16 protein-coding genes are annotated in these 18,635 nt (G+C 69.5%); 10 read left to right on the forward strand and 6 right to left on the reverse strand.

Annotated features, from left to right (window positions below; genetic code table 11):
• Positions 1-584 precede the first annotated feature (584 nt).
• On the reverse strand, positions 585-5,288 hold the full coding sequence (locus tag FCI23_RS17510; protein WP_211265366.1) for a multicopper oxidase domain-containing protein: 4,704 nt from the start codon (positions 5,286-5,288) through the stop codon (positions 585-587).
• A gap of 448 nt (positions 5,289-5,736) precedes the next feature.
• Between FCI23_RS17510 and FCI23_RS17515 the strand changes: the two genes are divergently transcribed.
• The 5 genes from FCI23_RS17515 to FCI23_RS17535 all read left to right on the forward strand — a co-directional run bounded on the left by FCI23_RS17515 (position 5,737) and on the right by FCI23_RS17535 (position 9,382).
• Entirely contained in the window at positions 5,737-6,402 is a 666-nt protein-coding gene (locus FCI23_RS17515) for a response regulator transcription factor (RefSeq protein ID WP_136724844.1), read from the forward strand.
• Entirely contained in the window at positions 6,392-7,483 is a 1,092-nt protein-coding gene (locus FCI23_RS17520) for a sensor histidine kinase (protein ID WP_169316829.1), read from the forward strand. Before FCI23_RS17515 ends, FCI23_RS17520 begins: the two co-directional genes overlap by 11 nt.
• Before the next feature lie 77 nt (positions 7,484-7,560).
• Positions 7,561-8,148 (forward strand): zinc-binding dehydrogenase, encoded by a 588-nt coding sequence (locus FCI23_RS17525; RefSeq protein WP_246143780.1) that lies wholly within the window; start codon positions 7,561-7,563, stop codon positions 8,146-8,148.
• A gap of 20 nt (positions 8,149-8,168) precedes the next feature.
• The gene (locus tag FCI23_RS17530; RefSeq protein WP_136724847.1) at positions 8,169-8,771 is read left to right on the forward strand and encodes an NADPH-dependent F420 reductase; all 603 of its coding nucleotides are present in this window, start codon (positions 8,169-8,171) and stop codon (positions 8,769-8,771) included.
• 62 nt (positions 8,772-8,833) lie between these two features.
• Entirely contained in the window at positions 8,834-9,382 is a 549-nt protein-coding gene (locus FCI23_RS17535) for an oxidoreductase (RefSeq protein ID WP_246143781.1), read from the forward strand.
• On the opposite strand, the gene FCI23_RS17540 is transcribed toward FCI23_RS17535, so the two are convergent.
• The 3 genes from FCI23_RS17540 to FCI23_RS17550 are packed head-to-tail and all read right to left on the reverse strand — an operon-like array spanning position 9,339 to position 10,686.
• Complete coding sequence (locus FCI23_RS17540) at positions 9,339-9,743, reverse strand: chromate transporter (RefSeq protein ID WP_136724848.1); 405 nt, start codon at positions 9,741-9,743, stop codon at positions 9,339-9,341. The two genes, FCI23_RS17535 and FCI23_RS17540, sit on opposite strands and share 44 nt — an antisense overlap.
• Positions 9,740-10,171, reverse strand: a complete 432-nt coding sequence (locus FCI23_RS17545) for a chromate resistance protein ChrB domain-containing protein (RefSeq protein WP_136724849.1) — start codon at positions 10,169-10,171, stop codon at positions 9,740-9,742. The genes FCI23_RS17540 and FCI23_RS17545 overlap by 4 nt, the downstream gene beginning before the upstream one ends.
• Complete coding sequence (locus FCI23_RS17550; protein WP_246143782.1) at positions 10,168-10,686, reverse strand: Chromate resistance protein ChrB; 519 nt, start codon at positions 10,684-10,686, stop codon at positions 10,168-10,170. Before FCI23_RS17550 ends, FCI23_RS17545 begins: the two co-directional genes overlap by 4 nt.
• A 388-nt stretch (positions 10,687-11,074) precedes the next feature.
• Between FCI23_RS17550 and FCI23_RS62365 the strand changes: the two genes are divergently transcribed.
• The 4 genes from FCI23_RS62365 to FCI23_RS17565 all read left to right on the forward strand — a co-directional run bounded on the left by FCI23_RS62365 (position 11,075) and on the right by FCI23_RS17565 (position 16,149).
• A complete protein-coding gene (locus FCI23_RS62365) occupies positions 11,075-11,206 on the forward strand; it encodes a hypothetical protein (RefSeq protein ID WP_265737750.1) in 132 nt (43 codons plus the stop codon).
• Positions 11,207-11,486: 280 nt separating this feature from the next.
• Positions 11,487-12,320: an aminoglycoside phosphotransferase family protein gene (locus FCI23_RS17555; protein WP_211265367.1), complete on the forward strand. Its 834-nt coding sequence runs from the start codon at positions 11,487-11,489 to the stop codon at positions 12,318-12,320.
• A gap of 23 nt (positions 12,321-12,343) precedes the next feature.
• Complete coding sequence (locus FCI23_RS17560; protein ID WP_211265368.1) at positions 12,344-14,272, forward strand: ABC transporter ATP-binding protein; 1,929 nt, start codon at positions 12,344-12,346, stop codon at positions 14,270-14,272.
• The gene (locus tag FCI23_RS17565; protein WP_136724851.1) at positions 14,269-16,149 is read left to right on the forward strand and encodes an ABC transporter ATP-binding protein; all 1,881 of its coding nucleotides are present in this window, start codon (positions 14,269-14,271) and stop codon (positions 16,147-16,149) included. The genes FCI23_RS17560 and FCI23_RS17565 overlap by 4 nt, the downstream gene beginning before the upstream one ends.
• 43 nt (positions 16,150-16,192) lie before the next feature.
• On the opposite strand, the gene FCI23_RS59700 is transcribed toward FCI23_RS17565, so the two are convergent.
• Positions 16,193-16,444 carry a hypothetical protein gene (locus FCI23_RS59700; RefSeq protein ID WP_246143805.1) on the reverse strand — a complete coding sequence of 84 codons (252 nt, stop codon included), beginning with the start codon at positions 16,442-16,444 and terminating at the stop codon, positions 16,193-16,195.
• 516 nt (positions 16,445-16,960) lie between these two features.
• Positions 16,961-17,800 (reverse strand): slipin family protein, encoded by an 840-nt coding sequence (locus FCI23_RS17580; RefSeq protein ID WP_136724852.1) that lies wholly within the window; start codon positions 17,798-17,800, stop codon positions 16,961-16,963.
• Positions 17,801-18,418: 618 nt separating this feature from the next.
• Between FCI23_RS17580 and FCI23_RS56420 the strand changes: the two genes are divergently transcribed.
• Complete coding sequence (locus tag FCI23_RS56420) at positions 18,419-18,571, forward strand: hypothetical protein (RefSeq protein WP_169316826.1); 153 nt, start codon at positions 18,419-18,421, stop codon at positions 18,569-18,571.
• Positions 18,572-18,635: the final 64 nt, after the last annotated feature.

Here is an 18,635-nt window from a genome sequence, read left to right on the forward strand (position 1 = left end):
GCAGCCGGTCAGGACATCCAACGCCTCGCTGGAGAAGCGCCGTTCACGCCCCACCCACACCACCGGAACCCTGCCCTCGTTCGCCCACAACCGCAGCGTGCCAGGGTGCACACCCACCCACCGCGCAGCCACCGCCAACCGAAGAAGTTCCACGCGAGGAGCCTACGGCCCCAAGCGCACCCACCACCCCAAACCAGCACGAACATCACACCATCGCTGGAAACAGGGCGGAATTACCCACAGATCCACACGCACTCTGCTACGCAGCATCCACAAGGCCCCCTAAGCGAAACCCCCAACAGTTGAAGACCCTTTCCGGAACCTTGCGGGTCGGGCGGCGACCTCACGGCGCGGTCCGTGGCCCCTCGTCCCCCACATCTCCCACCGCCTGTAGGGACGGCCTCCGGAGCGCAGCACACCGCCGGCGCCGGATGGGGGGTGGGCGGCGCCGACGGTGTGGCCCGGGGGCCGGACGAAGCGGCCCGGCCCCCGGTCCCCGTGGAGAGCCAGGAGGGCGTTCGGGGCGCCCGCCCTCCTGTCGTGCGTGGTCACTCAGCCGCGACCGGCGTCCCTCCTTCCCGACATCACGGTGCTGCGGCCACCTGGACCGGGGACGACCACGCCGAGCTCCCGAGCACGTTGGTCGCTCGGACCTCCATGTACCAGACCTTCCGAGCGACGTTGCCCGTCGTGTAGGTCAGCGTGCCGGCGGGAATCGTGGGCGACGTCCCGGCCACCGTGGTGAAGGCACCGGTGCTGCTCCACCGGACGGCGTAGCTGGACGCGTTGGAGACATCGCTCCAGGTCATCGTCATCCTCTCGTTGCTGCCGGCCCGGACCGCGGTTCCCATGCCTGCCGGCACCGACGGGGCCGACACCTGGACCGTGATGGGAGGCGTCGTGCTGCGCCCGGCGGCGTTCACCGCCGAGACCCGGTACTGGTAGGTCGACCCCAGAGCGACGGTGCCGTCCACGAACGTGACCGTTCCGGTTTTGTTGCGGGCCGGGGCCGTGCCGACCTGGCTGAACGTCACGCCGCTGTCCGAGGACCGCTCGACGACGAACCCGGACTCGTTGGTCGCGTTGTCCTGCCAGGTGAGGCTGACCTTCGGTCCGGTCTGCAACGCAGCGGTCAGGCCGGTCGGAGACAGCGGAACGTTGACCCCAACCGGGTCCGACACCGACTTCACCGTCATGCTCGGGAACTCGCTGCCGTATCCGACCGTGTTGAGTGCGACGACCCGGTAGAGGTACGGCGTGGTCACCGATGCCGTCGGGTCGACGAAGGCGCGGGCCTGGTGGATGTTCGGCTGGTCCAGTGGCGAGACAACTGTGCCGACGTCGACCCATGTGGTGCCGTCACTCGTGCGCTGGACGACGAAGGATGTCTCGTTGATCGAGTTGTCCTGCCAGGTCAGCCGGATCCGGGCGTTCTTGCCCGTGCCCACGACGGCTGACGAGAGCCCGCTCGCCTTCGACGGCGGCAGCGCCAGCGACTCGGGACGCATCATGTCCATCTCCTCGTGGCTGAGGATGTGGCAGTGGATGACGTACTCCCAGCCGAAGTTCACCAGCTTGTTGGTGATGGCTGCCGTCGGGTTGCCCTGCGGATCGACGTTGTTGAACATCGACGTGTCACCGAGTGGCATCGCCGGGTCGAGCGGCCGGACGGAGTTGGGCACCTCGAACGGCACCGTCGGCACGACCGGCCGCAGCGCGACGATCGTGTCCTCCAGCGGGCTCATCCGCACCGTGTCCTTCCACCCCAGCTCGTTGGCGTCCGGTGGGATGATGATGTTGTCCCAGGTCACCCGGTTGAGGACTTGGACGTCGTACAGGTGGAAGTGGATCGGGTGCGTGTCCACCCCGTTGTGGGTGAACCGCCAGATCTGCGTCCCGTCCGCGTTGGTGCTGATAGGCGTCACCTTCACGTCTGCCTTGGGCAGGTCGGTACCGTCGATCAGCTCGGTCGGCGGGTTGATGTACGGGTACAACGTCACGTTCTGCGCCCCCGGCGTCGGTGGCTGCGCCTCGATGCCGAGGTTGGCTTGCATTCGACCGAAGTCGTCGAACGTCGTCGCGTTCATCTCGTCGTGGATGGCCTTCGGCTGCAGCGGCATTGTCATCTTGGTGTTCGGTGCCTTGAGCGTGTTGAAGCCGAACGCCGACGTGTCGTTCACGCGGACCAGGCCGTCACAGGTGTTCACGGACGTGTTCTTGACGTTGCAGTTGCTGCTGGCGGCAAAGCTCGTGCCGTACGCCGAGTTGTAGGCCGCCTGCCCGACGATCGTCGGGTTCTGCCCGGACTCGAAGACGCCCGAGCCGTTTGCATGGTGCTTGAAGGCGGCCCGCAGCTTTGCCAGGTCGAACGCCGGAGCCGGCGTCGTGTCCGCGATGGTCACCTGCATCACGGTGCGGGTGTTGGGCCCGTACCCCGGCAGGATCTTCGGTGCGCCGACCGGGCTGAGGTCGGGTGCACCCGTGTAGTAGTCGTACGACGAGATGCGTGCCGGGTAGGCCGCGGGTGCGTCGTTGTACAGGATGAGCGTCTTGCCGGCGAACTTCGAGAAGTCCACCAGCACGTCGGCCCGCTCGGCCGGCGCGAGAGCCAGCGAGTGCTTGTCGACGTTGCCGACATCGAAGCGCGTCGGGTCGGTGATCCAGGTAGTCGGCTGCTGACCGTCGATGACAGCCGGTGCCGGCAGGAAGCCACCCTCGTTGGCGATCTGGATCCAGTCCGGCCCGGCGGCGTCGTTGTTCGCGTCCGCCGGGGTGGGCGACACGTTCGGGTCGGTCTGCGCGGCCGCCAGCTCGCTCGGCTTCAGCGCCACCTCGGTCGTGCCGTCGCCCTGCTTCGGGTCGGCGGTGTACCACTGGAAGTTGAAGAACCGGTCGTTCGCGGCGTTGAGCAGCCGCATCCGGTAGGTCTTCGGCTGAAGCGTCACCTTCGGGTAGGCGACCCCGTTGACGATGGGTGTGTCGTTGAACTGCTCCATGCCCATCGAGATGTTCGGCGTGCCGGGGATCTGCTCCGGCTCGCACAACGGGTCGGTCTGGTACTGCCAGGTCGACGGGTCGTCCAGCTTGCACTTCGGGTCGTAGTACGGGTTGGCGATCGGCCCGTACTTGGTGTCGCCGGCCGGCGGCCAGAACCACGGCCCGTACATCCAGCGCCCGTACGCGCTCATGCCCGACGGGTCGCCGGGGTTCTGCGCAGGCATGTAGACGTGCTGGTACCAGAAGCTGCCCTTGGTGCCCCAGCGCTTCGTGTTCCAGGTGGGGTCCTGACCGTAGGAGACGGTCTTGCCGTTGACGTCCTTCTGGTCCTTGAGCTGCGAGTCGTCCGGCACGAACGTGCGGTCCTGGACGAGCAGCGGGATGGTGTCACCCGCGTCGGGAATCGTGCCGCTGTTGACCAGCGCCTTCTCCGTGTCGTCGGTGATGGTGTAGCCCGCAGCCTCGCCGGCGTACACGTTCAGCCGGGTGATGCCGTAGGAGTGGTCGTGGTAGAACATCAGCCGGGCGCTCTGCTGGTTGGTGTAGTAGAACGTCGAGCAGCCGTCGTCCTTCGCGGCGCAGAGCGTCGCCCCGGAGCTGTCCACCATGTCCGGCACGTTCTGCACGCTGACACCCTGCGGCCAGTCCGTGGTCTCGCCGGCCGGGGTGATCCACTGGTGCGGGGTGCCGTCGCTGATCCACGGCGTGGTGCCGCCGTGCAGGTGCAACGTGGCCCGGTTGTCCGTGAAGCAGCCGGCCTTGTCGTTCGTACACATCGGGTTGCGCACCTCGTCCGTGACGGTGCCGTCGTTCTTCGGTGCGGGCATCGTCATCGGGCCCATGCCGGAGCCCATGCCGGTGCTGTCGACCGGCAGGAACAGATCACCGTCGGCGCCCGTCGGGAGCAGGTTTCGGAACACGATCCGCACCGGCCGGTCCTTGGTCGCGGCGATGAGGGGGCCCATCCACTGCGGTGAGGTCACACCCGTGTACGGCAGCGGTTGCCTGGTGCCGTCCATCAGCTCGTTGTAGAGCGGGACCTTCCGTCCGGGCACCGCGTCCGTCGACAGCTGGACGTATCCCCGCACCAGGGTCGGCGGCAGGTCCGAGGAGAACCGGGTGAGGTACTGCACGAGACCGATGACGTACTCGTCGGCCGGCTTGCCGCTGGTGGTGACAGGCTCTGGCACACCCACGGGGATGAACTTCTCCGACGGCTTCGTCGACGGTGCCTGCAGCTGTGCGACGTCAGGACAACCCGTGCCGTCCGCCCCGGGATCGCAGGTGATCGGCAGCTCGTCCTGGAACTTCTTCATCCCGACCGAGAGGTAGCCGGCCCCCGGGTTGATGACCTTGATTCCACTGATCGCGCCGGCGTTCGTCAGGGCGTTTGCCGCTGCCCCGGCGCCTCCCTTGCCCGTCGGGTCGGTGATGGTGACATCGGGCGTTCCGGTGTAGCCGGAGCCGATCGTGTCCACGGTGAGTGCCACCAGCTTCAGACTGCTGGAGACCTTCGCCTCCGTCGCGCCGGGGATCGGGTCGGCCAACGTCCCGTTGTGGATCGCGACGCCGGGTGCGCTGCTGTAGCCGCTGCCGGGATCGTCGACGGTCACCTTCGTGACGCTGCCGTCGGCAGCGAGATCGGCCGGGTCGACGTGGCCCTTGGCCACTGCGCCGTTCGGATCGTCGGGGAGGTCGAAGTCCACCGTCGGCATGGTGTAGCCCGACCCGCCGTCGGTGATCGTCACGGCGTCCACCCCACCGGAAGCCGTGACGACAGCACCGCTGCCGCCGCCGCCGGTGATGTCGACCGCGAAGCCGCCGTAGCCGCCGCCGCCCGCGCTGACCATGAGGCCGACCACGGCCCCGGTCGACTGGACGGTGGCCTCCGCGGTCGCTGCCGTGGTGCCACCGTCGATGGTGACCGACGTCGCGCCGGCGACGTAGCCGTGCCCTGGGGCGGTCACGTCGATGCTGGCGATGCCGCCGGTCTGCGGGTCCACCGTGGCCGTTGCCTCGGCGCCGGTCCCGGCAGCGGTGGACGTGATGGTCACACTGGCCTTCGACAGGGTCAGCGGGCTGTTGGCCCAGTTCGGCCACGGGCCGAAGTAGTGCGGGACCTTCGTCTCGTCCGTCGGGCTGCTCGGCCCGCTGGCGGCAGCCGCCTGCGCCTGCTGGACCGGCGACGGCGGCAGACCTATCAAGATCGCCACCATCGCCCCGGAGCCGATCAGCGCGACGGTGCGCTGTCTCCACTTCCCCAACGGTCTAATTACCTTTTCGGTGAACACGCCTTCCCCTCCCCTTGGTGACCCGCCGCCGCTTGCGCGCTCGGGTCTGCCCCCCCTTGGCCCACTGGGAGGCGGCGAGAACGAGGGCACGAGCCCTTGCCACCGGCCAGTGGCGCGACCCGCGGGGGCCGCGCGACGACTCTGCGGCCGGCCGCCGAGTGCATGGGCAAAGATGACGCGCCTCTCATCCAGATGTCATGACGGGGCGCCGCGAGGCCGGACTGCGTAGGACGTCGGCGCGCCGGACGCGTCGTTGCCCGGCGTACATGACAAATCACGCAACGTCATGTCGATCGCCTTCGGCGGACGCCAAACCGGGTCGATCCCGACACTTTTGCGAGTTCGCCTGCGGAAGGCCGGGTGCGGCACTTATATAGAGCCGGGGACAGCCGCAGATGACAGCCCAGAGGGCACTGTCGGGTGCGCGGCGGGGGAGGTAGTAGCCACTATGGCTCGGTTGTTGGTCGTCGAGGACGAGGCGCGGCTGTGCGCCTACCTCACGCGCACGCTGGAAGCGGACAGTCACGTCGTCGACAGCACGGGGTCCGGCCCGGACGCCGTACGCCGCCTGCGAGACGGCGAGTTCGACCTGGTCGTGCTCGACCTCATGCTGCCCGGGTTCGACGGTTTCGAGGTGATGCAGCGGGCCTTCGACCGGCGACCCGACCAGCGGGTTTTCGTCCTGTCCGCCGTGATGGACGTCGCCACCCGGATCCGTTGCCTGCAGATCGGGGCCGTCGATTTCCTCGGCAAGCCCTTCGCGACCGCGGAACTGGTGGAGCGTGTCCGCACCAGGCTCCGTGCGCCTGCCGCCAGCATTTTCCAGCGGTGGCTTCACGTCGGGGAGGTCACCCTCGATCTCGAGCGGCAGGCGCTCAGCCTCGACGGGAGGGACGTGCCCCTGTCGCACCGCGAGTTCATGCTGCTTGGCCACCTCATGCGGCGAGCGGGGGAGGTGTGCAGCCGACGTGAGCTCCTCGCGAGCGTCTGGGGCTACGCCGACGACCTCGGGAGCAACGTGGTCGACGTGACGGTCCGCCGGATCCGCGGCAAGGTGCCCCGGCCGGTCATCGCAACGGTGCGCAATGTCGGGTACGTGTTCAGTGCCGGCTGAGCGCCGACGTCTCGTCTTCGTCGGCTGGGTGCTGTTCGCCGCGTGCAGCCAGCTGCTGCTGTTCGTCGTACCCCACCTCGAGACCGTGGCGTTCCACCTGGTGTGGATCAGCATGTCCATCGTCTACGGCGTTCAGAGCTGGTCGGCCCGTCGCACGTCCGTCGTGCTGACCGTGGTCATCCTGGTCACGGGTGCTGCCCTGAGCGAGTTCATAGCGGAGGGCTACGCCCACTGGGACGAGCTCGCCGAGGTGCCTCTGATGGCGCTGGTGTTCCTCACCATGGTCTGGCACGTACGCCGGCGGGCCGCTGCCCTCGCGGAGACTCAGAGCCTTGTCGAGCGCGAGCGTCGCGCGCAGGAGGTCCAGGAGCTCTTCGTCCGCAACTGCTCACACGAGATGCGTACGCCGATCACGGTGGCCCGCTGCTACGCAGAGATGGTCCGGGACGAGTTGCCGACCCCGGAGAGCAAGGACGACCTCGACGTCGTGGTGGACGAGCTGGACAAGCTCGGCGGCCTCGCCGGGCGTCTCCTCGTCCTGGTCGACGCCTACGAGTCCACCGAGTTCGAGTGGGGCCCCGTCGACCTCGGCTCCCTCCTGCAGCGGACGGTCCAGCGGTGGCGGCCGGCCTCGGACCGTGACTGGCTCCTGGACGCGCCGTCCGTCCTGGTCGAAGGTGACGAGTCCCGGCTCGAGGCTGCCCTCGACGCCCTGGTGGAGAACGCCGTGAAGTTCACCGTGGACGGGGACGCCATCGAGCTGCGCTGTCGCGCGACCCGCAACGGTGCCGTGGTCGACGTGGAGGACGCGGGCATCGGGTTCGCCCGGTCGCAGGCCGACGACGGGAGCGGCCAACCGCAGTCGTCGGGTCGCCCCGGCACCGGGCTCGGCCTGGCGATCGTGCGCGCCATCGTCGAGGGTCATGGCGGTGGCCTCACTGTGGTGTCCGAGCGGCCGAGCGGCTCGTTGCTCCGGATGGTGCTGCCGCTGCACCCACCGGCGGCCGAGCCGAGGTCGGCACCGGCCGGTCCGTCAGGGCAGCCACGCCTGCGAGCGGCTCAGCTCGAGGAGTCCGCCTGAGCTCAGCCGGCCCAGCCGCGGGCGCTCAGGCCCGCAGCGACCGGGGTCTGACAGGGAGGGGGCTGGCGAGGTAGATCGTGAAGCCCCAGGTGTGCAGGACACCGGAGAAGCGTAGGCGGCACAGCGGCAGCCGTTCGCTGCTTGCCAGCGCCGCCGCGCTCAAGCACGGACTCCCGCTGGTCAATCTGGTACGCGGCGACACGGGGGCGCGGGCCTTGCGGCAGCGCTTCCCCGGGCTGCCGACCATCTCGACGGCCGACGCGGACTGGCGTACGCAGGTCCAGGACGCCGTCGGCGGCCAGGGCGCCCAGGTCGTCCTCGACGCGGTCGGCGGATCGCTCACCCGTGACCTGGCCGCGCTGCTCGCGGACGGCGGCACGCTGATCTCCTACGGCGCGCTCGGCTCCGGCAGCACACCGCTGGAGTCTCTGGCGCTGATCCCGCGGGGCCTGACCGTGCGGGGCGTGTCCATCGGCCAATGGTTGACCCGCACGCCTGGGGAGCGGGCCGAGGACGTCGCCTTCGCCGCCCGCCTGGCCGAGAGTGCCCCGGAGCTGTTCGAGGTCGCCGCCCGCTACGACCTCGCCGACTTCGCGAAGGCCATCGCCCACGTCCGCCGCCCCGACAAGAGCGGAACCGTCCTGCTCACCAGCCCTGCCTCCTGAACCTCACGAAGGGCCCTGTCATGAAGATCGGAACCCTCGGCGCCGGAACCGTCGCCCAGGCCATCGCCCGGCACGCGGTAGCCCACGGCCATCAGGTCGTGCTGAGCAACAGCCGCGGCCCCGCCTCCCTGGCCGCCCTCACCGAAGACCTCGGACCGCTCGCCCGTGCCGGCACGCCCGCAGAGGCCGCCGCGGCGGAGCTCGTCGTGCTCGCTGTCGGCTGGCCCCAGGTGCCGGACGCGGTGGCCGGCCTGCCGCCCTTCGACGGGCGCATCGTCGTCGACGCCACCAACCAGTTCGCTTCCCCGCCCCTGAACGCGAAGATCGCCGACCTGGGCGAACTGACCGGAAGCGAGTACGTCGCCTCGCTGCTGCCCGGCGCCCGCGTCGTCAAGGCGTTCAACACCCTCTACGGCCAGTACATCGCCGCCGACCCACGCCACGAGGCCGGACGGCAGGTGCTGTTCCTCGCCGGTGACGACGCCGACGCCAAGCACACCGTCGCTGACCTGACCGCCGGGTTCGGCTTCGCTCCCGTCGACCTCGGCGGGTTGCGCGAGGGCGGACGCCTCATGCAACTCGGCGGCCCGCTCTCCGGCCTCCACGTCCTCAAACAGGACTGAGCCAGACCCCCGCTCACCCATCCCTCTCGCCCGGACCCCGGACCCGTACAAGAAAGATCCTCATGACCAGCCAGCCCCGAACCTCCACCGTCCAGCCCCTGCTGCAGCCCGTCCGCCTGGGCGCGCTGGAGCTGCCCAACCGCGTCGTCATGGCCCCCATGACCCGCGCCCGCGCCCAGAACGCAGAACTGGCCCCCACCGATCTTCACGCGGCCTACTACGCGCAGCGTGCCGGCGCCGGCCTGATCGTCACCGAGGGCACCTGGGTCAGTGCCGACGCCATCGGCTTCATCAACGTCCCCGGCATCTACAGCGAGGCGCAGACCGCCGGCTGGGCGAAGGTGACCGAAGCCGTTCACGAGACGAGCGGGCGGATCGTCTCGCAGCTCGGTCACGTCGGCGCGGTCTCCCACCCCGACCACCGCGGCGGCCGCCTGCCCGCCGGACCGTCGGCCGTCAACCCCGGCGAGACGTCCTTCACCCCGGCCGGACCGAAGGACACCCTCACCCCGCGCGCGTTCACCGCCGCCGAGATCGCCGACACCATCGCCGCCTACCGGCACGCCGCTACCCCGCGTTCACAGCGACCGGCCGCAAGTAGCCGCGTCTGACGGCTGCTTGGCCGCGCGACGCACAGCATGGGCACACCGCCACCGCATCGACAGGCAGCAGACCCGCACAAGCGCGTTTGAGGTAGCCGACCCACCTGGCGACCTGGGCGGCCAGTGGGCCGGGCATGGTCTGGCCCAGTGCGACGCCGTCGAGGAAGTCCTGCTTGCTGATCCAGCCGCAGGCTTGGACGAGGTCGCGCTGCATGTAGCCGACGACCGCGATGGGGCCGCCGAAGCCGAGCGTGCCCAGCCGCAGGAAGTACCGCAGTACGGATGCGAATCCGGGCGGGGCCGGCCCGCCGGAGTGGGGCGATTTGATGGTGTGGGCGGTCCCTTCGCCTTCAGGGGTGTTGCTGGTCATGCCGGTTCCCTTCCGATCACGGCGGCGCGCCGGTGGTACTCGTAGAGGCCGTCGAAGACGGGTCCGGTCAGGGCGAGGATCTCCTCGTCGCTGTGGATCATGGACAGGCCGCGTAGTACGACGTCCAGCCCGGGGGCTTCGGGGGCGTCGTAGCGTTCGTCGTCGAGGTCGGCCTCGTGCACGATCTCGGCGATCTTCCACAGGACGGGGTCGGTGAGGTCACGGCGGTGCAGGATCGTCTCGAAACTGCAGTCGCCGCCGTGGTGTCCCAGTTCGACGCCGCGCATGTCGAACGGTGTCGCATCCGGCGGGACTTCGGCGGGGTCGGTGACGAACACGAACTGGGCGTCCGGGTCGATGTGGCGGCGGATCAGCCAGGCGCAGGCCGCCCGGTCGATGTGGATGGATGCTCTCGTCGCCCACTTCACGTTGGCTCCTCCTCTACGGGTTCGGCCGGCTGCTGTTCGGCGGCCGGATCGTTGGTCAGGGTCTGCACGGCGGCGCGGGCCTGTTCGCGTTCGGGGGGCGGGAAGTAGTCGCGGCGCTGGATACGGTGCAGTTCGGCGCGCAGCCGCCGCGCCGCGCTCTCCGTGCCGGCGGGTCCTGCGGCGGTGGCCTCGGCGGCCTGGGCGAGGACGGCCTGGTACTCCGCCGCGCGGGCGGCCGCCATGCCGGTGGCCAGATCGCGCTCCTGGGAGAGGCTGGCCGGGCGGGCCAGCCACAGCGTGGCGCTGCCGCCTGCCTCGGTCACCTCCTCGGCGATCCACTCCAGCTGCTCGCGGGTGCGCGCGTCCGCCGGCAGCGCGACCAGCCCGTCGGAGAGCTGGACCACGCCGAACCGCTTGAGCTTGCGCCACACCGCGATCCGTGGCGTCGAGGGCTCGCGCGGAACGCGGTAGGACAACAGAACCCACTCGCCGGGACCGTCTGATATCCCTGGCACAGTCACCGGTCCCCAACCCCGCGGCGCGATGGAAGTATGGCGCCCGACGGTCTCCCGGGCCGGCACCGCGCCCCCAGAACGCCCTGCCGGCGGGCCTCGCAAGTACTCGGCGCGATCGCCCCGCGCTGGTCGCGCGGGTGCCGGGCGATGCCGTCGGCATCTGCCCTGGCGGCCCCCGACGTCTTTCCGGCCAGCACCGGCCGGCGCGACCCCGTCCACGCGCCTGTCCGCCGGTGCGGTTCACCGATCACGGTCATCACACCCCTATCCGTCAGCAACTATGTAACCATGGTTACAGCAACGAGGGGGAGAATTCCATGATCGGCTGGGGATAGATCGGGTACGGGGCCGCGCTGTCGGCCGTCGTTGGCAGGACACCGGATCCGGGGTGTTCGCCCTGGCCACCGCCGCTCTGGTCTACGGTTTCGGTCCTCTGGCGGCGGAACCCGCCCGCCACACCGCAGCCAGGGCCCTACTAGTCGGACTCGCGGCCCTGCTGGTGGACGTGTACCTGTATTAACCCGAGGCCTGAACCAGGTGTAGGCGGCGAGCTTGTCCCAGATGCTGATCCGCGACGCGGAGGGTCCTCGGGGTATCCGGCAGGGCAGGACCACCCCCTGGCTCGCGCTCCGTGGAGCCATCTTATGATGTAACCATGGTTTCACATCCGCAGTCTGACAGGTGGGGTGAGGTGGATGGGACGCGCTGATGTGTACCTGCAGCCGGATGCTGAAGACCCAGTTCTGTCAGCGGCCACCGTACTGCGGCTCGCTCGGGCCCATTGCACCCGGGCGGAGGCGGTGACAGCGGTTGACGAGTCCGGTGGGGAGGCGCGGGTGTACCTGGTCGACGACAGCGTCGTGGTAAAGACGCAACGCCCGCACCGGGTGCGTCCGAAGACGAGTCTGGCGAAGGAAGCACGGCTGCTGGAGCATCTGGCCGGGGCGCTGGCCGGGCGTATCCCGACCGTGTTCGGCCACGACCGTGTCGAGACGCCCGAGGGCAGTGTGGAGTACGTCGTCATGAGCCGCGTCCCGGGGCAGGCCGCGGGGCATGTGTCCGTAACGGGCCCGGCTCGTACGCGGTTGCTGCACACCCTGGGCCGGCTGCTGCGCCATCTGCACTCCCAGCCGGCTGATCAACTGGCCGACAGCGGCCTGTTCCCGACGGATGATGACGCCGGGGCGTTGCGGCACCGCCTGGAGCCGGCCCTGGCTGATCTCGTGGAGGAGATCAATAGCCGGCCGGGTTGCTGGCAGCTCGTGCCCAGCCCGGAAGTGGTCGCCGTCCGCGCGATTGAGGCGCTTCCGTCACGGTTCGATGCTCCGGTGGCGCTGCATTCGAATCCCGGGCCGACGCACGCGTTCGTCGACGCCGACGGCGCGTTCACCGGGGTGATCGACTTCGGTGACTCCTATCTGAGCCATCCGGCTCTGGATCTGCGTACCTGGCCGGCGGTATCCGATCGGCTGGCGCTGCACGAGGGCTACCTCGACGGCGAGGCGCCGCAGGGCGACTTCGAGGCGGTGTGGACGGTGGCCATGATCTACGCGGACATGAAGGCCATCGCGGGGCGTGCAGAGCCGGCCGCGCTGGCCGGCGAGGATCTGACCCGACGATTGGCACAGCTGTGAGAGAAGGGCACACAGAGCCGTTCATGACCACCAGGGACTTGTCAGCCTCCTCGCGAGACCGGAAACAGGGCCGACTACCCGGTGAAGGTTTCCTGCGCCGGATGCGGCCGTACTTCCGTCAGGTCGCCGGGTTGTTCGTGATCGGCTCGCTGGCGGGCATCGCGATGAACATCGCCGTCGTGCTGCCGTCCGTGCTGCTGGGCCATGCCGTCGATGCCGTGCTCGCCTTCCACCGCGGGCAGGCCACCGGCGGGGCCGTGACCCGGGCCGCGCTGCTGCTCATCATGGGTACCGCCGCGACCGAGCTGCCCCGGGTCGGCAAACGCTGGTGGCTCGGCGTGGCCCGGGCCCGCATCTACGCGAACGTGCGCGCCGATGCCTTGCGCGGGGTCCTTTCCTGGCCTGCAGACCGGCTGCACACCACGTCGGTCGGTGAAGTCATGGCCCGCATCATCGGAGACGTCGAGGTGCTGGGCACCGGCGTGAATGAGCTGATCGTGGAGACCTGGGACACGGTGCTGTTCTCCGTGGCACTGATCGTGGCCATGCTTGCCTACGACCCGGCCCTTGGCGCGCTGGCGCTGGCGCCGGTGCCCATCGCGCTGACCTTGGCCAAGGTCGCCGGGATATGGGTGTCCCGGCGCACGCTGCGCGCCCGCGAGGCCAATGCCGCGTTGACCACGTTCGTACAGGAAGGCCTGGTCGGGCTGCGGGTCCTGCGGGCGTCCGGGCGGCGCGCGGCGTTTGCCCGGCGGCTGAATCTGCTGGCCGACGCGCAGGCCGACGCGGAACTGGCGGCGACCCGCTTGGACTCGGCGCTGGCCCCGGTCTACGGCACGCTGACCACCGCCGGGGTCCTTGCCGTGATCTGGCTGGGCGGGACGAAGGTCGCCACCGGCGCGCTGAGTGTCGGTGACCTCGTGGCTTTTCTCGGGCTTTTCACCCGGTTCACAGCACGGGCCTTCCGCATCCCGCAGATGGTCAACCGGGTCCAGGCCGCTGCTGCGGCCTTCACCCGCCTCGCACCGCTACTCGCCCCACCGCCCCCCTTGGGCGACGAACCGCCGCGCGCCTCGTGGCGCTCGGACCGAGTCGCGGGAGGGGGCGTCCGGCCGCGCCACGAGGCGGTGACGCCCCGGCGAGGGCCGGTGGGCATCGTCCTGGACGATGTGCTGTTCGTCTACCCCGGTGCGGCGCATTCCGCGCTGAACGGGGTGAGCTTGAGGGTGGCTCCCGGTGCGCTGGTCGCGGTGACCGGCCCGGTCGGCTCCGGAAAGACCGCGCTGGCCAGGGCGGTACTTGGCCTGTACCCGGTCCAGAGCGGACGGGTCCGTATCGACGGGGCCGACCCGCACACCTGGACGCCGGCCGAGCGGGACAGCGTGGGATACCTGCCGCAGGGACATCCGGTGTTCTCCGGCAGCGTCGCCGACAACGTAACGCTCACCCATCCGGAACCCGGAACCACCGCCGGCACGATCCCATCCGGGCGCCTGGCGAAGGCGCTGCGGGTGGCCGACCTCGACACCGACGTGGCCGGCATGGCCGACGGGACGGCCACCGGCATCGGTGAACTCGGCGTGCGCGTCTCCGGCGGCCAACGGCAACGCATCGCCCTGGCCCGGGCCCTGGCCGCGCCCGCCACCAGCCCACGGCTGCTGGTGCTCGACGACCCGTTCTCCGCGGTCGACGCCGACACCGAAGCCCGCATCATCGCCGCGCTGCGCGAAGCGGTAGGCCCCGCTGCCCCGCCGGAATGCCAAGCCACCGTCCTGCTGTGCTCGACCCGCCTCGCCGCGTTCGCACAGGCCGACGAGGTCATCGTCCTCGACCACGGCCGCATCCACGAGCGCGGTGCACATCAGGAGTTGCTGACCGCTGGCGGGCTGTACGCCCGCATCTTCCGGGCCCAGCGGCGCGGCCACGCCACCGCGGCGGTGGTGCGGCCATGAGCATCACCGACACCCACACCAAAGAAGGGGCTGGGCTCCAGCCGGAACCGAGCCCGGCTGTGGGTGCCCAGCTTCTTCAGCTGGCACGACCGTGGTCGGCCCGGCTGCTCCTCATCGCCGCCGCGGTGCTGGGCGCCGCGGTGCTCGGACTGCTCCCGTCGCTGATCGTGCGGCACGTGGTCGACCACAACCTGACCGCGCACCGCACCGCAGGACTGGCCCCGGCCGCGCTGCTGTACCTCGCGGTGAGCGCCGCCGTGGCCATGCTGACGGCCGCATACGGCTACCTCGCCGCGACCGTTGCCCAGCGCAGTCTCGCCGGTCTGCGCACCCGGCTCTTCTCCCACCTGCTGCATCTGCCGACCGGCTACCACGACCGGACCGCGGTTGGGGACTCCATCAGCCGGTGCACCGCCGATGTCGAGGCCATAGACGCGCTGTTCTCCTCTTCCGTCGCCACTCTGCTCGGGCAGACCGTGCAGCTGGTCACCGTCACCGTCACCATGCTCGTCCTCAGCCCGGCGCTCACCGTCGTGGCCGCTGTGTTCATGCCACCGGTGGCACTGCTTACCGGCTATCTGCGGCGGCGGATCCGCGACGCCGAACGTGACACACGGCGTGCGATCGGGCTGCTCAACACCCATCTGCAGGAGGATCTGTCCGGTGCGGAGGTCATCCGGGCGTTCGGCCGGCAGACGACGTTCACCAATCGATTCCGCCTGGCGCTGACCGACTGGCTACGTGCGACGAACAAGTCCACGTTCTACAACGCCTTCTACGCCCCCGGCCTCGGCCTGCTCTCCGCCTTCGCGACCGCGCTGCTGGTGTGGCTGAGCAGCCGCAACGCCTTCGACACGATCGGGGTGTCGCTGGGCACACTGACCGCCTTCATCTTGCTGTTCGCCCAGTTCATCACCCCGCTCATCAACCTCGGCGACGAATGGCAGTCCGTGCAGGCGGCGCTGGCCGGCGCCGAGCGCGTGTTCTCCGTCCTCGCGTTGCCCGTCGACGTCCATGCCGGACCCGCACCGGCGATCTCCAAGCAGGCGATCTCCAAGCAGGGTAAGGACCGCCTTGACCACCACGGCTCTCCAGCCGACGGGCCGGCGCTTGAAGTGGACCGGATAACCTTCGGCTACACGCCGGGCGCACCGGTGCTGCACGAGGTCAGCGTCGCGGTGCATCCCGGAGAGCACGTCGTGGTGGTCGGCAGGACCGGCGCCGGCAAGACGAGCCTGCTCGCCCTCCTCGCCGGCCTGTACACGCCATGGGCGGGACACGTCCACGTTGCCGGGTGCGACCCCCGCACCCTCGACGACGCGGCGCGCCGGGCGACGCTCGGATTCGTCCCGCAGACGGTGCAGCTGTTCAGCGGCACCGTGCAGGACAACCTGACCCTCGGCGACCAGACCATCACGGCGGAGCGGGCACGCCAAGCGGCCACCCTCGCCGGTGCCGACCGGTTCATCCGCACCCTGCCAGAGGGCTATGACACCGTTCTGTCCGTCTCCGGCCGGGGCACCGGGGTGCAGCTCTCAGCAGGGCAACGCCAACTGCTCGCGCTCGCACGGGCCCTGGTCACCGCCCCTGCCGCCCTTCTGCTGGACGAAGCCACCGCAGTCATCGACGGCGCCAGCGACGCCGCATTCCGAGCCGCCCTGCACGAGCACGTCACGGCGGCCGGAACCGCCGTGCTCACCGTCGCCCACCGGCTGGCCACAGCGAGAGATGCGGACCGCGTCGTGGTCATGGCCGGCGGCCGCATCGTCGAGCAAGGCACGCCCGGCGAGCTACTCGCCTCCGGCGGCCGGTTCGCCACCCTGATCGCACTCGAAGACGCCGGCTGGGACTGGCAACACGACCTCGACGAGCCCTGACAGGCAGCGCGCCGCACAACTTGCGGGCGAGGAGTTGACGGTGTCAGGCCAGGAGTGTGGTGGGGATGACCGCGAAGGCCTGGCGCCGGCGCTCGCGCGGGATCAGCCGGGAGAGTGCGGCGAGCCAGACCCGGTCGGCCGGCTCGTAGCGGACCCGGGAGATCTGACGGCGCAGCACCGCGTTCTCATGCCGTAGTGCGAGGATTTCCGCATCTTTGGCCGCGCGGCTGCGCAGTACAGCAGCGGGCACTGTGATCAGATTCCGGACGAGCGCGGCGACGACCGACAGCGACATCCGCAGATCGTCGCAGGCCAGTCCGGGCCGTGTCGCCAGGATCAGCAAACGTGCAGACCACAGCCGCGAATCGTATATTCGAGCGGGACAGGCGCGGAGGGGTTCCCTTCTGCGGCCGTCTGGCATCAGGTTGATGTTCACGCGGGACAAGCACGGAGAGCCAGAGCCGGTCGGCTGGCTCGTAACGGACCGGGCCCTTGAACTGACGGCGCAGGACTGTGTTCTCATGCCTCAGCATTAACAACTCGGCGTCTTTGGGGGTGTCTCGGCGCAGCAGGACAGCTCTGAGAGGCTGCCGTCCGTTCTCGGCCGGACGACGGGGGTAACAGGGCATGGGCAGCATGCACTTCGGGGTCGATTGCTCGACACGCCGACGGATCTGGCCGGCCGGTTTGAGCGCGAGTCGAAGGCGCTCACCAGCCAGGTGAGCGCCTTCGCGGCGGGCGCGCTCCGGCGCTGGGAGAACCTCCCTTGCCGGCCCCGAGCCTACGGCCGGTCTCCGGCGGAGCGTACTGGTTACACGGTCTCGGTCGGCTCGGGGCCGGGGACCGCCTTGGGGGTATCGGACGGTGCTGTGGGCGCGGCCGCTGCCGTTTCCCGGGCGAGGAAGGAGCCGAGTTCGCCGATGGTGCTCATCAGGGGGGCGGGGAAGACCACGGTGGTGTTCTTGTCCACGCCGATCTCCACCAGGCTCTGCAGGTTGCGGAGCTGGAGTGCCAGCGGGTGCTCCATCATGATGTCCGAGGCTTCGCCGAGCGCCGCGGCGGCGAGCGACTCCCCCTCAGCGCTGATGATCTTGGCGCGCTTCTCACGTTCGGCCTCGGCCTGGCGGGCCATCGCGCGCTTCATGCTGTCGGGCAGTTGAATGTCCTTCAGCTCGACCAGGGTGACCTGGACACCCCATTCGGCGGTCGCCACATCGAGGATCTCGCGGATGCCGAGGTTGATCCGGTCCGTCTCCGACAGCGTCTCGTCGAGCGTGTGCTGGCCCACGACCTTGCGCAGGGTCGTCTGGGCGATCTGGTTGATAGCGGCGTGGACGTTCTCGATCGCGATGACCGACTTCACCGCGTCCACCACGCGGAAGTAGGCGACCGCGGACACATCGACACTGACGTTGTCGCGGGTGATGATGCCCTGCGACTGGATCGGCATCGTGACGATCCGCAGCGACACCTGCCGCAGGACATCGACGAGCGGGATGATGAACCGCAGCCCCGGGGAACGCGTTCCGACCAGTCGTCCGAACCGGAAGAGCACTCCCAGCTCATACTGCTTGACGACCCTTATGCCCTTGGTGAGGGCCACCAGGAGCAGCAGGACCACGATGACCACAACGAATATCAGGACTTGCATAGGTGTGTTGCTCCTCATAACGCGGACCACGTCCTGCCTGGCCGAGGTCCCGGGAATGCGGCGGCACAGCGAGTGGCGCCGAGGGGTGCGGCTTCCGGGATCTGTGCCCGGGAGCCCTCGCAAGGTCCGTGTATCCACAGGAAAAGCGGGGCTCCCTGAGGTTTGAGGATCATGGGCCTTGCCGGGTACCAGCATGGCTTGATTCGAACGCGCGGACCAGAGGTGTATATAACGAAGTCGCGATCATCCACCGGGGTGGCAACCGGCCGTGGGAACCATCCGGTTGCCCTCTCGGTGCGCCCGGCGTGCCCCGGCTGTCCGTGCGCCCGCGTCCGCCAGGTCCATGGCGAGATTGCGCCCCAACTGCACCACCCAAGCTGCGGTCGGATGCGCCTGCCGGCGTGCCACGTGAACAACACGGGCACGAACTGTGCGGCAGCAGAGGACCATGTCATCGACGATCAAGCTCCTGACCTGGCCGGATGATTTATCGGCACCCGCAGGACTCTGTCGCCCGATTCGGCAGACCTGCCGAAACCGACCGGCGGCTAACGGTGAACGTGCTGGTGAGGCTGATCGAATCGGCCCTCACCGCGGATCGGGCGACAGAGTCCCGCAGTGCCCGTGGGGCGCGAAGGGATCGTCCTCCGCAGCAGGCCGTGGGCGCTGTCCGGGGCGGTGGCGTGCCTCGGCGCCGGCCCCTACCAAGACGTCGACGCCCAACTCCTGGAAGTCATCTACCTCCACCTCGCCACCCGCGCCTTCCTGTAGGTGATCGCTTCCGATCCTCCTCTTTGGGATCTTTGGCCGGTGTCCTCATCAGCGTGATCGAGCA

It is taken from the genome of Actinacidiphila oryziradicis (assembly GCF_005047355.1).
Taxonomy (GTDB): Bacteria; Actinomycetota; Actinomycetes; order Streptomycetales; family Streptomycetaceae; genus Actinacidiphila; species Actinacidiphila oryziradicis.

Excerpts from the sequence above, each read along its gene's own strand:
- FCI23_RS17515 (WP_136724844.1), top strand. The coding sequence starts at position 5,737 with ATGGCTCGGTTGTTGGTCGTCGAGGACGAGGCGCGGCTGTGCGCCTAC.
- FCI23_RS17530 (WP_136724847.1), top strand. The coding sequence starts at position 8,169 with ATGAAGATCGGAACCCTCGGCGCCGGAACCGTCGCCCAGGCCATCGCC.
- FCI23_RS17535 (WP_246143781.1), top strand. The coding sequence starts at position 8,834 with ATGACCAGCCAGCCCCGAACCTCCACCGTCCAGCCCCTGCTGCAGCCC.
- FCI23_RS17540 (WP_136724848.1), bottom strand. The coding sequence starts at position 9,743 with ATGACCAGCAACACCCCTGAAGGCGAAGGGACCGCCCACACCATCAAA.
- FCI23_RS17560 (WP_211265368.1), top strand. The coding sequence starts at position 12,344 with ATGACCACCAGGGACTTGTCAGCCTCCTCGCGAGACCGGAAACAGGGC.
- FCI23_RS17565 (WP_136724851.1), top strand. The coding sequence starts at position 14,269 with ATGAGCATCACCGACACCCACACCAAAGAAGGGGCTGGGCTCCAGCCG.
- FCI23_RS59700 (WP_246143805.1), bottom strand. The coding sequence starts at position 16,444 with ATGTCGCTGTCGGTCGTCGCCGCGCTCGTCCGGAATCTGATCACAGTG.
- FCI23_RS17580 (WP_136724852.1), bottom strand. The coding sequence starts at position 17,800 with ATGCAAGTCCTGATATTCGTTGTGGTCATCGTGGTCCTGCTGCTCCTG.